The sequence below is a fragment of the Streptococcus mitis genome (genome assembly GCF_905187495.1).
Lineage (GTDB): Bacteria > Bacillota > Bacilli > Lactobacillales > Streptococcaceae > Streptococcus > Streptococcus mitis_CU.
In genome coordinates, this window is sequence record NZ_CAJJIB010000001.1 from 153,185 (window position 1) to 168,320 (window position 15,136).

Annotated in this window: 11 protein-coding genes; 8 read left to right on the forward strand and 3 right to left on the reverse strand. The window is 40.4% G+C overall.

The window, feature by feature from the left end:
• Nucleotides 1-111 precede the first annotated feature (111 nt).
• The 5 genes from JQ843_RS00780 to JQ843_RS00800 all read left to right on the forward strand — a co-directional run bounded on the left by JQ843_RS00780 (nt 112) and on the right by JQ843_RS00800 (nt 5,941).
• A complete protein-coding gene (locus JQ843_RS00780; RefSeq protein WP_049500859.1) occupies nt 112-1,812 on the forward strand; it encodes an acetolactate synthase large subunit in 1,701 nt (566 codons plus the stop codon).
• The gene (gene ilvN, locus JQ843_RS00785) at nt 1,805-2,281 is read left to right on the forward strand and encodes an acetolactate synthase small subunit (RefSeq protein ID WP_001253803.1); all 477 of its coding nucleotides are present in this window, start codon (nt 1,805-1,807) and stop codon (nt 2,279-2,281) included. The genes JQ843_RS00780 and ilvN overlap by 8 nt, the downstream gene beginning before the upstream one ends.
• Nucleotides 2,282-2,499: 218 nt before the next feature.
• Nucleotides 2,500-3,522, forward strand: a complete 1,023-nt coding sequence (gene ilvC, locus JQ843_RS00790; RefSeq protein ID WP_000290683.1) for a ketol-acid reductoisomerase — start codon at nt 2,500-2,502, stop codon at nt 3,520-3,522.
• A 112-nt stretch (nt 3,523-3,634) separates the two neighbouring features.
• Nucleotides 3,635-4,885 carry a threonine ammonia-lyase IlvA gene (gene ilvA / locus JQ843_RS00795; protein WP_033682348.1) on the forward strand — a complete coding sequence of 417 codons (1,251 nt, stop codon included), beginning with the start codon at nt 3,635-3,637 and terminating at the stop codon, nt 4,883-4,885.
• A gap of 840 nt (nt 4,886-5,725) precedes the next feature.
• Nucleotides 5,726-5,941, forward strand: coding sequence for a capsule biosynthesis transcriptional regulator (locus JQ843_RS00800; protein ID WP_001130035.1), 216 nt, complete (start codon nt 5,726-5,728; stop codon nt 5,939-5,941).
• Nucleotides 5,942-6,031: 90 nt separating this feature from the next.
• Here JQ843_RS00800 and JQ843_RS00805 read toward each other — a convergent pair whose 3' ends face one another.
• Together JQ843_RS00805 and JQ843_RS00810 are read right to left on the reverse strand one after the other, a co-directional pair.
• The gene (locus tag JQ843_RS00805; RefSeq protein WP_049542555.1) at nt 6,032-6,772 is read right to left on the reverse strand and encodes an amino acid ABC transporter ATP-binding protein; all 741 of its coding nucleotides are present in this window, start codon (nt 6,770-6,772) and stop codon (nt 6,032-6,034) included.
• A complete protein-coding gene (locus JQ843_RS00810) occupies nt 6,772-8,337 on the reverse strand; it encodes an ABC transporter substrate-binding protein/permease (protein WP_049542553.1) in 1,566 nt (521 codons plus the stop codon). Before JQ843_RS00810 ends, JQ843_RS00805 begins: the two co-directional genes overlap by 1 nt.
• A gap of 138 nt (nt 8,338-8,475) precedes the next feature.
• Between JQ843_RS00810 and JQ843_RS00815 the strand changes: the two genes are divergently transcribed.
• Both JQ843_RS00815 and JQ843_RS00820 read left to right on the forward strand, forming a co-directional pair.
• A complete protein-coding gene (locus tag JQ843_RS00815; protein ID WP_203212636.1) occupies nt 8,476-10,365 on the forward strand; it encodes a DUF2207 domain-containing protein in 1,890 nt (629 codons plus the stop codon).
• Between the two features lie 61 nt (nt 10,366-10,426).
• Nucleotides 10,427-11,272 carry an undecaprenyl-diphosphate phosphatase gene (locus JQ843_RS00820; protein WP_203212637.1) on the forward strand — a complete coding sequence of 282 codons (846 nt, stop codon included), beginning with the start codon at nt 10,427-10,429 and terminating at the stop codon, nt 11,270-11,272.
• 33 nt (nt 11,273-11,305) lie between these two features.
• Here the strand turns inward: JQ843_RS00820 and dinB are convergent, their stop codons facing one another.
• The gene (dinB, locus tag JQ843_RS00825; protein ID WP_203212638.1) at nt 11,306-12,367 is read right to left on the reverse strand and encodes a DNA polymerase IV; all 1,062 of its coding nucleotides are present in this window, start codon (nt 12,365-12,367) and stop codon (nt 11,306-11,308) included.
• Nucleotides 12,368-12,604: 237 nt separating this feature from the next.
• On the opposite strand from dinB, the gene pflB reads away from it, so the two are divergent.
• Nucleotides 12,605-14,920: a formate C-acetyltransferase gene (gene pflB / locus JQ843_RS00830; protein WP_049532477.1), complete on the forward strand. Its 2,316-nt coding sequence runs from the start codon at nt 12,605-12,607 to the stop codon at nt 14,918-14,920.
• Nucleotides 14,921-15,136 lie beyond the last annotated feature (216 nt).

Here is a 15,136-nt window from a genome sequence, read left to right on the forward strand (position 1 = left end):
AAATAAACGTTAAAATAGAAAATTCAGAAAATTTCTTCTTTTCTCTTGAAAAATTTTGAAAAAATGGTATGATAGTAACAAGTTATTTTTAAGAGAAGAGAAAGGGGAACAATGGAGAAAATCAGTTTAGAATCTCCTAAGACGGGGTCGGATCTAGTTTTGGAAACACTTCGTGATTTAGGAATTGATACCATCTTTGGTTATCCTGGTGGTGCGGTCTTGCCTTTGTATGATGCGATATATAATTTTAAAGGCATTCGCCACATTCTAGGACGCCATGAGCAAGGTTGTTTGCATGAAGCTGAAGGTTATGCCAAATCAACTGGAAAGTTGGGTGTTGCCGTCGTTACTAGCGGACCGGGAGCAACAAATGCTATTACAGGGATTGCGGATGCCATGAGCGACAGTGTTCCCCTTTTGGTCTTTACAGGTCAGGTGGCGCGAGCAGGGATTGGGAAGGATGCCTTCCAGGAGGCAGACATTGTGGGAATTACCATGCCAATCACTAAGTACAATTACCAAGTTCGGGAGACAGCTGATATCCCTCGAATCATTACGGAAGCTGTCCATATCGCAACTACAGGTCGACCAGGGCCAGTTGTCATTGACCTACCTAAAGACGTATCTGCTTTAGAAACCGACTTCATCTATTCACCAGAAGTGAACCTACCAAGCTATCAACCGACTCTTGAGCCGAATGATATGCAAATCAAGAAAATTTTGAAGCAATTGTCCAAAGCTAAAAAACCAGTCTTGTTAGCTGGTGGGGGGATTAGTTATGCTGAAGCAGCTGCAGAATTAAATGAATTTGCAGAACGCTATCAAATCCCGGTGGTAACCAGTCTTTTGGGACAAGGAACGATTGCAACGAGTCATCCACTCTTCCTTGGAATGGGAGGTATGCACGGGTCATTCGCAGCTAATATTGCCATGACGGAAGCGGACTTTATGATTAGTATTGGTTGTCGTTTCGATGACCGCTTGACGGGGAATCCTAAGACCTTCGCTAAGAATGCTAAGGTTGCTCACATTGATATTGACCCAGCCGAGATTGGCAAGATTATCAGTGCAGATATTCCTGTAGTTGGAGATGCTAAGAAAGCTTTGCAAATGTTGTTGGCGGAACCAACTGTTCATAACAATACTGAGAAATGGATTGAAAAAGTTACCAAAGACAAGAACCGCGTTCGTTCTTATGATAAGAAAGAGCGTGTGGTTCAGCCGCAAGCTGTTATTGAACGCATCGGTGAGTTGACGAATGGTGATGCCATTGTGGTAACAGACGTTGGTCAACACCAAATGTGGACAGCTCAGTATTATCCTTACCAAAATGAACGTCAGTTAGTGACTTCAGGTGGTTTGGGAACCATGGGATTCGGAATTCCAGCAGCAATCGGTGCTAAAATTGCTAACCCAGATAAGGAAGTAGTCTTGTTCGTTGGGGATGGTGGTTTCCAAATGACTAACCAGGAATTGGCTATTTTGAACATTTACAAGGTGCCAATCAAGGTGGTTATGCTGAACAACCACTCACTTGGAATGGTTCGCCAATGGCAGGAATCCTTCTATGAAGGTAGAACATCTGAGTCAGTCTTTGACACCCTTCCAGATTTCCAATTGATGGCACAAGCTTACGGTATTAAAAACTATAAGTTTGACAATCCTGAGACCTTGGCTCAAGATCTTGAAGTCATCACTGAGAATGTTCCTATGCTAATCGAGGTAGATATTTCTCGTAAGGAACAGGTGTTACCAATGGTACCAGCTGGTAAGAGTAATCATGAGATGTTGGGGGTGAAGTTCCATGCGTAGAATGTTAACAGCAAAACTACAAAATCGATCAGGAGTCCTCAATCGCTTTACCGGTGTCCTGTCTCGTCGTCAGGTTAATATCGAAAGTATCTCTGTTGGAGCAACAGAAGATCCGAATGTATCGCGTATCACCATTATTATTGATGTAGCTTCTCATGATGAGGTGGAGCAAATCATTAAGCAACTTAATCGTCAGATTGATGTGATTCGCATTCGAGATATTACAGACAAGCCTCATTTGGAGCGCGAGGTAATTTTGGTTAAGATGTCAGCGCCAGCTGAGAAGCGAGCTGAGATTCTAGCGATTATTCAACCTTTCCGTGCAACGGTGGTAGACGTAGCACCAAGCTCGATTACTATTCAGATGACAGGAAATGCTGAAAAGAGTGAAGCTCTATTGCGAGTCATTCGACCATACGGTATTCGCAATATCGCTCGTACGGGTGCAACTGGATTTACCCGCGATTAATACTCTTCGAAAATCAAATTCAAATCACGTCAGCTTTGCCTTGCCGTAGGTATATGTTACTGACTCCGTCAGTCTTATTTACAACCTCAAAGCAGTGCTTTGAGCAGCCTGCGGCTAGTTTCCTAATTTGCTCTTTGATTTTCATAGAGTATAAAAATATTTTAAATTTGTTAAACCAGCCTAACAGGCAATAAATAATAGAAAAGAGAGAAAAAACTATGGCAGTTCAAATGGAATACGAAAAAGATGTTAAAGTAGCAGCACTTGACGGTAAAAAAATCGCCGTTATCGGTTATGGTTCACAAGGACATGCGCATGCTCAAAACTTGCGTGATTCAGGTCGCGATGTTATCATCGGTGTACGTCCAGGTAAATCTTTTGACAAAGCAAAAGAAGATGGATTTGACACTTACACAGTAGCAGAAGCAACTAAATTGGCTGATGTTATCATGATTTTGGCACCAGACGAAATCCAACAAGAATTGTACGAAGCAGAAATCGCTCCAAATTTGGAAGCTGGAAATGCAGTTGGATTTGCCCATGGTTTCAACATTCACTTTGAATTTATCAAAGTTCCTGCAGATGTAGATGTCTTCATGTGTGCTCCTAAAGGACCAGGACACTTGGTACGTCGCACTTACGAAGAAGGATTTGGTGTACCAGCACTTTACGCAGTATACCAAGATGCAACAGGAAATGCTAAAAACATTGCTATGGACTGGTGTAAAGGTGTTGGAGCAGCTCGTGTAGGTCTTCTTGAAACAACTTATAAAGAAGAAACTGAAGAAGATTTGTTTGGTGAACAAGCTGTACTTTGTGGTGGTTTGACTGCCCTTATCGAAGCAGGTTTCGAAGTCTTGACAGAAGCAGGTTACGCTCCAGAATTGGCATACTTTGAAGTTCTTCACGAAATGAAATTGATCGTCGACTTGATCTACGAAGGTGGATTCAAGAAAATGCGTCAATCAATTTCAAACACTGCTGAGTACGGTGACTATGTATCAGGTCCACGTGTAATTACTGAGCAAGTTAAAGAAAACATGAAAGCTGTCTTGGCAGACATCCAAAATGGTAAATTTGCAAATGACTTTGTAAATGACTATAAAGCTGGACGTCCAAAATTGACTGCTTACCGTGAACAAGCAGCTAACCTTGAAATTGAAAAAGTTGGTGCAGAATTGCGTAAAGCAATGCCATTCGTTGGTAAAAACGACGATGATGCATTTAAAATCTATAACTAATTGATAGAAATTAAGGTGAAGGCGAGTTGGGGGACTAACTCGCTTTTATAATCAATTCATCTCTTTTTAAAAGATGTATTACGATAAGTTTGAAATAGTCTAGGAGAAAATGATGTTAAGTTCAAAAGATATAATCAAGGCTCATAAAGTCTTGAACGGTGTGGTTGTGAATACCCCACTGGATTATGACCATTATTTATCGGAGAAGTATGGTGCTAAGATTTATTTGAAAAAGGAAAATGCCCAACGTGTTCGTTCTTTTAAAATTCGTGGTGCCTATTATGCTATTTCTCAGCTCAGCAAGGAAGAGCGTGAACGAGGAGTAGTCTGCGCTTCTGCGGGAAATCATGCACAGGGCGTTGCCTATACTTGTAATGAAATGAAAATTCCTGCAACTATTTTCATGCCCATCACTACTCCGCAACAAAAGATTGGTCAGGTTCGCTTTTTTGGTGGGGATTTCGTAACCATTAAACTAGTTGGAGATACCTTTGATGCCTCAGCTAAAGCAGCTCAAGAATTTACACTCTCTGAAAACCGTACCTTTATTGATCCCTTTGATGATGCCCATGTTCAAGCTGGTCAAGGGACAGTTGCTTATGAGATTTTAGAAGAAGCTCGAAAAGAATCGATTGATTTCGATGCTGTTTTGGTCCCTGTTGGAGGCGGAGGTCTCATTGCTGGAGTTTCGACTTATATCAAGGAAACAAGTCCAGAAATTGAAGTTATCGGAGTAGAGGCTAATGGGGCACGTTCCATGAAAGCTGCCTTTGAAGCTGGTGGACCTGTTAAACTCAAAGAAATTGACAAATTTGCGGATGGGATTGCTGTACAAAAGGTAGGTCAATTGACCTATGAAGCAACTCGTCAACATGTTCAAACCTTAGTAGGTGTCGATGAGGGACTGATTTCTGAAACCTTGATTGACCTTTACTCTAAGCAAGGTATTGTCGCAGAACCTGCTGGAGCGGCTAGTATCGCTTCTTTAGAGGTTTTGGCTGAATATATCAAGGGGAAAACCATTTGTTGTATCATTTCTGGAGGAAATAATGATATCAACCGTATGCCGGAAATGGAAGAGCGTGCCTTGATTTATGATGGGATTAAGCATTACTTTGTGGTCAATTTTCCACAGCGTCCGGGGGCTTTGCGTGAGTTTGTAAATGATATCTTGGGGCCAAATGATGATATCACACGTTTTGAGTATATCAAACGAGCTAGCAAGGGGACAGGCCCAGTATTGATTGGGATTGCCCTGGCAGATAAGCATGATTATGCAGGCTTGATTCGTCGAATGGAAGGTTTTGATCCATCTTATATTAACTTAAATGGTAATGAAACGCTCTATAATATGCTTGTCTGAGGACTAATAAAAAAAATATCATATTATTTGCACAACTGATGTATAGGTGCTATAATGAGAGTGAAGAAAGGGGGCGATTCCTATGGACTTAGGAAATCGATTACGCTATTTCTATCACAAGTCATTATAGTACCTATGTTTTTTGATTCAGTTTATAGTAAGGGAGTAAAATTACTTGTTATATATAAGGAGTATTTTTAGAATCCGCTGTTTTATATATGTCTAATCTGAAATTTGGTTAAATATAATAGGAATTAGAAAAAATAATCAATACTAATGAAAAACCTTATACTGAACTGACTGCGAAGAGTGATGAGATACTAAGAAGATAAAAACAGTAGAAAATGTTGAAAGATAGGATACTATTGTTTCTTAATTACTAATCTTTTATTGATTTAAAGAAACAAAAAAGGAAGATAAAGTAAATAAATAGTACCAGTTGAGCAAGTGAAAAGTGCTTATAAAGGCAGGAAGAATAGTAAAGAAGGAGAAGAGAAAGAATAGTTGCTAATAGTGTAGAGAGAAAGATTTTCGCTATTAGAAATGTCCTTTTAAAGTTGGATAAATAGAATAAAGTTGAGTATAAAACCTGTCTAACCTATCTCGAACTGGTATTTGTAAATCATGAATATTTTTACAAGCAAAAGATTTAATAATACAATTATTTTAAAGGTATTTGCTAATGGTTTATAGCAAGGGAAAACCTATATATTATCGGCTTTAATAAGATAGTAATAGAAAAATAAATCATTAATTTTATTGAATATATGTTTTTTTATTGACAAAAGTCATAAAAACGTATACAATTAAATATCGTAAAGAAGAAAATAGGAGAAGGACATGGCTAAGTCAAACTTTGAAAAAGTAGAATCAGTTGTTGGCTGGGTTCGTGATAAGAAAATCACAGGCTACCGTATCTCTAAAGAAACGAATGCGCGTGAAATGTCTATCATTGCTCTAGCGCAGGGTCGTGCAAAAGTAAAAAATATTTCATTTGAAACAGCTCTAGGTTTAATTGATTTCTATGATAAAAATCATGAAAAATTTGAAGATTAATCTTTGGATAATGGTGGATTCTTGAATAGGGTCTGCCTTTTCATTTTTTGGCTAGTAAAAAGACTGCACGGTTGATGCAGCCTTTTCTTTTTATTTGAGATAGCGTTGAAGGAATTCTTTTGTACGGTCTTCTTTAGGATTGGTGAAGAGGTCTTCTGGTTTGCCTTCTTCAGCAATCACACCCTTATCCATAAAGATAACACGGTGAGAGACGTCACGGGCGAATTCCATTTCGTGGGTTACGACAATCATAGTCAAGCCTTCCTGAGCCAGATCTTGCATGATTTTGAGGACTTCTCCAACCATTTCTGGATCGAGAGCTGATGTTGGTTCATCAAAGAGAATGGCGTCCGGATTCATTGAAAGGGCACGAGCGATGGCTACACGTTGTTTTTGACCACCTGAGAGTTGTTTTGGTTTGGCTTGCCAGTAGCGTTCTCCCATGCCGACCTTTTCTAGGTTTTCTTTGGCAATCTTTTCAGCTTCTGTACGTTCGCGTTTAAGGACAGTTGTCTGAGCGACAATTGTGTTTTCAAGTACGTTAAGATTTTCAAAGAGGTTAAAGGATTGGAACACCATCCCCAACTTTTCACGGTATTGCGTGAGGTCATAGCCTTTTTCGAGGACGTTTTGTCCATGATAAAGGATTTGTCCATCAGTTGGCGTTTCAAGGAGGTTAATGGAGCGTAGGAAGGTTGATTTTCCGCTTCCAGAGCTTCCGATGATAGAGATAACTTCTCCCTTGTGGACAGTGAGAGAAATGTCTTTTAGCACTTCGTTTTGTCCATAGGATTTTTTGAGGTGTTTAATTTCAAGGATTGCTTGTGGCATTATTTCAAATCCTCCGTTTGCATTTGGTTAGCACCTGTAGTATAGGTATCCATGTCCATGCGGCGTTCGATGAAGCGTAGGATACGTGTTACGGTGAAGGTGAGGACAAAGTAAATCACGGCGATGATTGTAAATGTCTGGAAGTATTGATAGGTTTGTGTTGCCACGGTATTTCCTGAGAAATAAAGTTCGACAACAGAGATAACGTTCAATACAGATGTATCTTTGATATTGATGACAAATTCATTACCAGTTGCTGGTAGGATGTTACGGACTACTTGAGGTAGGACAATCTTACGCATGGTTTGGTTATGAGTCATACCAAGAGCAGTCGCAGCTTCAAATTGTCCCTTGTCAACTGCCAGGATACCACCACGGACGATTTCAGTCATGTAGGCACCGGTATTGATTGAAACGATGAAGATAGCAGCTAGTGTACGGTCAAGGTTGATACCGAAAGCTTGGGCAGTTCCATAGTAGATAACCATCGATTGAACAATCATTGGTGTACCACGGAAAATTTCGATATAGACATTGAGAATCCAGCCGACTAGTTTTTGTAGGCCATAAATGGCTTTATTCTCAGATAGAGGAGCAGTACGGAAGACACCAATGGCAAGGCCGATAATGAGACCTATGATGGTTCCGACGATAGAGATTAAAAGAGTGATACCAGCACCACGTAAGAGTTGTTGCCAGTTTTCAGAAAGAATTTTAGCGACTTGGCTAAAGAAACTACTGCTAGTCTCTTCAGTTGTTGTAGCTTCGGCAGGTTGTTCCTTGATCATACGATCCATCAAGGCAACTTGGTCATCTTTTGAAATGGTTTCAATGCTGGCATTGATTTGGCTAATACGATTGTCATCTTTACGAAGTCCGATGGCAATCGCTGTATCTTCTTCTCCAGTTTTGAAACCAGGTTCTACTTGGACCATCTTAAACTTAGAGTTCGCAGCTTCAGCGGTCAGAGCTTCTGGGCGTTCAGAAACATAGGCATCGATGACACCAGCTTCAAGAGCTTGGCGCATTTGAGCGAAGTCTCCCATGGCTGTTTCTTTTTTAGCACCTGGTATTTGTGAGATCAAGTCATAAAGGTAAACACCTTGTTGAGAAGTGATTTTCGCACCATTAAAGTCATCCAAAGATTTGGCGTTTGCATAGGCAGAATCTTTTTTGACTAGTAGAACAGGTTCGCTAGTGTAGTAGCTGCTTGAAAAGGCAATTTCTTGTTTGCGTTCTGCAGTTGGACTCATACCTGCGATAATCATATCGATCTTACCAGAAGTAAGGGCAGGGACTAGACCTTCCCACTTGGTTTTAACAACCAAAGGTTCTTTACCTAAGTCCTTAGCGATTTTCTTGGCGATTTGAACATCGTATCCGTTGGCATACTGGTTGGTCCCATCGATTTTGACAGCTCCATTGCTATCATCGTCCTGAGTCCAGTTAAAGGGAGCATATGCTGCTTCCATCCCGATGCGTAAATATTCATCAGCTTGAGCAACATTGACAAGTCCCAGCATCAGCAAGAGACTTGTGAAAATAGATAAGTATATTTTTCTCATGATTTCTCCTATTTCTAATCTATTAAAAAATAACTGTCTCCTATTTTATCGAAAAAAACTCTATTTTTCAATATAGGTAAGCCCTTACTTATGAAAAAATGATATAATGATAACAAAGATAAAAAGGGGGCTTAGTTGATGAAAAAAACTTTTTTCTTACTGGTGTTAGGCTTGTTTTGCCTTCTTCCACTCTCTGTTTTTGCCATTGATTTCAAGATAAACTCTTACCAAGGGGATTTGTATATTCATGCAGACAATACGGCAGAATTTAGACAAAAGATAGTTTATCAGTTTGAGGAGGACTTTAAGGGCCAAATCGTGGGACTTGGACGTGCTGGCAAGATGCCTAGTGGATTTGACATTAATCCTCATCCAAAGGTTCAGGCCGCGAAAAACGGTGCTGAACTGACAGATGTTACGAGCGAAGTGATAGAAGGAGCAGATGGTTATACTGTTAAAGTTTATAATCCAGGCCAGGAAGGCGACACAGTTGAAGTTGACCTTGTCTGGAATTTAAAGAATTTGCTTTTCCTTTATGATGATATCGCTGAATTAAATTGGCAACCTCTGACAGATAGTTCAGGAACTATTGGAAAGTTTGAATTTCATGTAAGGGGAGACAAGGGGGCTGAAAAACTCTTTTTCCATACAGGGAAACTTTTTAGAGAGGGAACGATTGAAAAGAGTAACCTTGATTATACTATCCGTTTAGACAATCTTCCGCCTAAGCGTGGAGTTGAATTGCATGCCTACTGGCCTCGAACTGATTTTGCTAGCGCTAGGGATCAGGGATTGAAAGGAAATCGTTTAGAAGAGTTTAATAAGATAGAAGACTCGATTTTTAAAGAAAAAGAGCAAAGTAAACAACTCGTTACTTGGGTCTTCCCTTCGATACTTTCTATCTCCTTGTTATTAAGTGTCTGCTTCTATTTTATTTATAGAAGAAAGACCACTCCTTCTGTCAAATATGCCAAAAATCATCGTATCTATGAACCACCGATGGAATTAGAGCCTATGGTTTTATCAGAGGCTGTCTACTCGACCTCCTTGGAGGAAGTGAGTCCTCTAACAAAAGGAGCAGGTAAATTTACCTTTGACCAACTTATTCAAGCTACCTTGCTAGATGTGATAGACCGTGGGAATGTCTCTATTATTTCAGAAGGAGATGCAGTTGGCTTGAGACTGGTGAAAGAAGATGGCTTGTCAAGTTTTGAGATAGACTGTCTAAATCTGGCCTTTTCAGGCAAAAAAGAAGCAACTCTTTCCAATTTGTTTGCGGATTACAAGGTATCTGATAGTCTTTATCGTAGAGCAAAAGCCTCTGATGAAAAACGGATTCAAGCAAAGGGGCTTCAACTCAAATCTTCTTTTGAAGAAGTATTGAACCAGATGCAAGAAGGAGTGAGAAATCGGGTTATCTTCTGGGGACTTCCAGATTATTATCGTCCTTTAACTGGTGGGGAAAAGGCCTTGCAATTAGGTATGGGTGTCTTGACTATCTTGCCCCTATTTATCGGATTTGGTTTGTTCTTGTACAGTTTAGACGTTTATGGCTATCTTTTCCTCCCCTTGCCTATACTTGGTTTTCTAGGTTTGGTTTTGGCTGTTTTCTATTATTGGAAGCTTCGATTAGATAATCGTGATGGTGTCCTAAATGAAGCAGGAGCAGAAGTATACTATCTCTGGACCAGTTTTGAAAATATGTTGCGTGAGATTGCACGATTGGATCAGGCTGAATTGGAAAGTATTGTGGTCTGGAATCGCCTCTTGGTCTATGCGACCTTATTTGGCTATGCAGACAAGGTCAGTCATTTGATGAAGGTTCATCATATTCAAGTGGAAAATCCAGATATCAATCTCTATGTAGCTTATGGCTGGCACAGTATGTTTTATCATTCAAGCGCGCAAATGAGCCATTATGCCAGCATCGCAAATACAGCAAGTACCTATTCCGTATCTTCTGGAAGTGGAAGTTCTGGCGGTGGCTTCTCTGGAGGCGGTGGCGGTGGAAGTATCGGCGCCTTTTAAAGAGAACTGCCATAGACTGAAAAAGTATGCTATAATGGAAGATAGAAAAAAGGAGTAATCTATGTATCTTATTGAAATTTTAAAATCTATCTTCTTCGGGATTGTTGAAGGAATTACGGAATGGTTGCCGATTTCCAGTACAGGTCACTTGATTTTGGCAGAGGAATTTATCCAATACCAAGATCAAAATGAAGCCTTTATGTCCATGTTTAATGTAGTGATTCAGCTTGGTGCGATTTTAGCAGTCATGGTCATTTACTTTAACAAGCTCAATCCTTTCAAGCCGACTAAGGACAAGCAGGAAGTTCGTAAGACTTGGAGACTGTGGTTGAAGGTCTTAGTTGCCACTTTGCCTTTACTTGCCGTCTTTAAATTTGATGATTGGTTTGATACCCACTTCCATAACATGGTTTCTGTTGCTCTTATGTTGATTATCTATGGAATTGCCTTTATCTATTTGGAAAAGCGCAATAAAGCTCGTGCTATCGAACCAAGTGTAACAGAGTTGGACAAGCTTCCTTATACGACAGCCTTCTATATCGGACTCTTCCAAGTTCTTGCCCTTTTACCAGGAACCAGTCGTTCAGGTGCAACGATTGTCGGTGGTTTGTTAAATGGAACCAGTCGTTCAGTTGTGACAGAATTTACCTTCTATCTTGGAATTCCTGTTATGTTTGGAGCTAGTGCATTAAAGATTTTCAAATTTGTGAAAGCAGGACAGCTCTTGAGCTTTGGGCAATTGTTCTTGCTCTTGGTTGCGATGGGAGTCGCTTTTGCAGTCAGCATGGTGGCTATTCGCTTTTTGACAAGCTATGTAAAAAAACACGACTTTACCCTTTTCGGTAAATACCGCATCGTGCTTGGTAGTGTTTTGCTACTTTACAGTTTTGTCCGTTTATTTGTATAAGAAAAAACCTTGAAGGGTCCACTCTTCAAGGTTTTAAAATCCAGTCATGGTAATCCCCAACAGGCGGACACCTCTTTCTTTCTCGCTTAACTCTTCATAGAGTTGCAGGGCTATTTGGCTTATCTGGCTAGCATCCTGTGTTTTTTGAGTCAGACTTTTTCGTTTGGTAAGAGTTGAAAAGTCCTCGTAGCGGATTTTCAAAATGACAATTTTTCCAGCTTTTTCTTGTTGACTGAGATTGAGAGCGACTCTTTCTGATAGAAGAGTCAGCTCTTTTTTGATATCTTCCTCGGCACGGAGAATCTTCCCGTAGGTTTTCTCCTTGCCGATTGATTTACGGATGCGATTGGATTTGACGGGGGAATTGTGGATGCCACGAGCCTTTCGATACAGGTCATAGCCCAGTCTGCCAAAGCGGTCTATTAGGGTCACTTCAGGAACTTCAAGTAGGTCAGCTCCAGTAAAAACACCCATCTGATGAAGGCGTTCCACCGTCTTTTTTCCTACTCCATGAAACTTGGAAATATCCATTTGTTTGAGAAAATCCTCAGCCTGATCAGGTAGAATCACTGTCAGACCATGTGGCTTTTGATAGTCACTGGCCATTTTAGCTAAGAATTTGTTGTAAGAAACGCCGGCAGAAGCAGTTAGATGGAGTTCTTGCCAGATATCCTCTTGAATGAGGCGAGCGATTTTGACCGCTGACTTGAGACCGAGTTTATTTTCTGTTACATCCAAATAGGCTTCGTCGATGCTCATGGGTTCAATCAAATCTGTATAGCGCTTAAAAATAGCTCGAATCTGGAGTCCCACAGCTTTGTATTTCTCATAATTTCCTGAGATAAAGACGGCCTGGGGACAACGTTCATAAGCTTCCTTAGAGCTCATGGCTGAATGGACACCAAAAGCTCGCGCCTCATAGCTACAAGTGGAAACGACACCACGCCCACCTGTTTGCCGAGGGTCGCTTCCGATAATGACAGGTTTTCCTCTGAGTTTAGGATTATCTCTGATTTCCACCGCAGCAAAAAAGGCATCCATGTCAATATGGATGATTTTTCTTGACAAATCATTTAATAATGGAAAAATCAACATGCTTATCGCCTTTTTACTGCTTATTTTCTTTTATTATACCCTTTTTTCTGAAAAAAAGAAAAAAGGACTTTATTTTTTCAAAAATATAATACAGTTCGGGGAAAAATATAGACTGTTTTAGAAAAGAAAGTGTAAAAACAGGGGATTTCCACTTGTTGAAATCGGTTACTGTGTGGTATACTTGTCTCATGAATGTAACAGATGGTTGTTACTAGAAAGAAAAAAGAGGACATTAACATGGTTGTTAAGACAGTTGTTGAAGCACAAGATATTTTTGATAAAGCTTGGGAAGGCTTCAAAGGCGTAGATTGGAAAGAAAAAGCAAGTGTATCACGCTTCGTACAAGCTAACTACACACCTTATGACGGAGACGAAAGCTTCCTTGCAGGACCAACAGAACGTTCACTTCACATCAAAAAAATTGTAGAAGAAACTAAGGCTCACTACGAAGAAACTCGTTTCCCAATGGACACTCGTCCAACTTCTATCGCTGATATTCCTGCTGGATTTATCGATAAAGAAAACGAAGTTATCTTTGGTATCCAAAATGACGAACTCTTCAAATTGAACTTCATGCCAAAAGGTGGTATCCGTATGGCTGAAACTACTTTGAAAGAAAATGGATACGAACCAGACCCAGCTGTTCACGAAATCTTCACTAAATACGTAACAACAGTTAACGACGGTATCTTCCGTGCTTACACTTCAAACATCCGTCGTGCTCGTCACGCTCACACTGTAACTGGTCTTCCAGATGCATACTCACGCGGACGTATCATCGGTGTTTACGCACGTCTTGCTCTTTACGGTGCAGACTACTTGATGCAAGAAAAAGTAAACGACTGGAATGCAATCGAAGAAATCGATGAAGAAACAATCCGTCTTCGTGAAGAAATCAATCTTCAATACCAAGCGTTGCAACAAGTTGTTCGCTTGGGTGACCTTTACGGAGTTGACGTTCGCAAACCAGCGATGAACGTTAAAGAAGCAATCCAATGGGTTAACATCGCCTTCATGTCTGTCTGCCGTGTTATCAACGGTGCTGCTACATCTCTAGGACGTGTACCAATCGTATTGGATATCTTTGCAGAACGTGACCTTGCTCGTGGTACATTTACTGAATCAGAAATCCAAGAATTCGTTGATGATTTCGTTATGAAACTTCGTACAGTTAAATTTGCTCGTACAAAAGCTTACGACCAATTGTACTCAGGTGACCCAACTTTCATCACAACTTCTATGGCTGGTATGGGTAACGACGGTCGTCACCGTGTTACTAAGATGGACTACCGTTTCTTGAACACTCTTGACAATATCGGTAACTCTCCAGAACCAAACTTGACAGTTCTTTGGACTGACAAATTGCCATACAACTTCCGTCGCTACTGTATGCATATGAGCCACAAACACTCTTCTATCCAATACGAAGGTGTAACAACAATGGCTAAAGACGGATATGGTGAAATGAGCTGTATCTCATGCTGTGTGTCTCCACTTGACCCAGAAAATGAAGAACAACGCCACAACATCCAGTACTTCGGTGCTCGTGTAAACGTATTGAAAGCCCTTCTTACTGGTTTGAACGGTGGTTACGACGATGTTCACAAAGACTACAAAGTATTTGACATCGAACCAATCCGTGACGAAGTTCTTGAATTTGAATCAGTTAAAGCTAACTTTGAAAAATCTCTTGACTGGTTGACTGACACTTACGTAGATGCTTTGAATATCATCCACTACATGACTGATAAGTACAACTACGAAGCTGTTCAAATGGCCTTCTTGCCAACTAAACAACGTGCGAACATGGGATTCGGTATCTGTGGATTTGCCAACACTGTTGACACATTGTCAGCTATCAAATACGCTACAGTTAAACCAATCCGTGATGAAAATGGCTACATCTACGATTATGAAACAATCGGTGAATACCCACGTTGGGGTGAAGATGACCCACGTTCAAACGAATTGGCAGAGTGGTTGATTGAAGCTTATACAACTCGTCTACGTAGCCACAAACTTTACAAAGACGCAGAAGCTACAGTATCACTTTTGACAATCACATCTAATGTTGCTTACTCTAAACAAACTGGTAACTCACCAGTCCACAAAGGTGTATACCTCAACGAAGATGGTTCTGTCAACTTGTCTAAACTTGAATTCTTCTCACCAGGTGCTAACCCATCTAATAAAGCTAAAGGTGGATGGTTGCAAAACTTGAACTCACTTTCTAGCCTTGACTTTAGTTATGCAGCTGATGGTATCTCATTGACTACACAAGTATCACCTCGCGCTCTTGGTAAGACTCGTGACGAACAAGTTGATAACTTGGTAACAATCCTTGATGGTTACTTTGAAAACGGTGGACAACACGTTAACTTGAACGTTATGGACTTGAACGATGTTTACGAAAAGATCATGTCAGGTGAAGACGTTATCGTACGTATCTCTGGATACTGTGTAAACACTAAATACCTCACTCCAGAACAAAAAACTGAATTGACACAACGTGTCTTCCACGAAGTTCTTTCAATGGATGATGCATTGAGCTAATCAATTAACTTGAATAATGAAAAGGAACCCTCGGTCAAACGACTGAGGGTTATTTTTTGGACTATTAAATTCCTTAAGTCAGGTATTGAAATGTCTGACCGGGATTCAAAGATACTTGTTGAGTTGCGGGAGGTATTTGATATTCAATGAAAATCAAAGAGCAAACTAGGAAGCTAGCCGCGGGCTGCTCAAAACACCGCTTTGAGGTTGTAGATA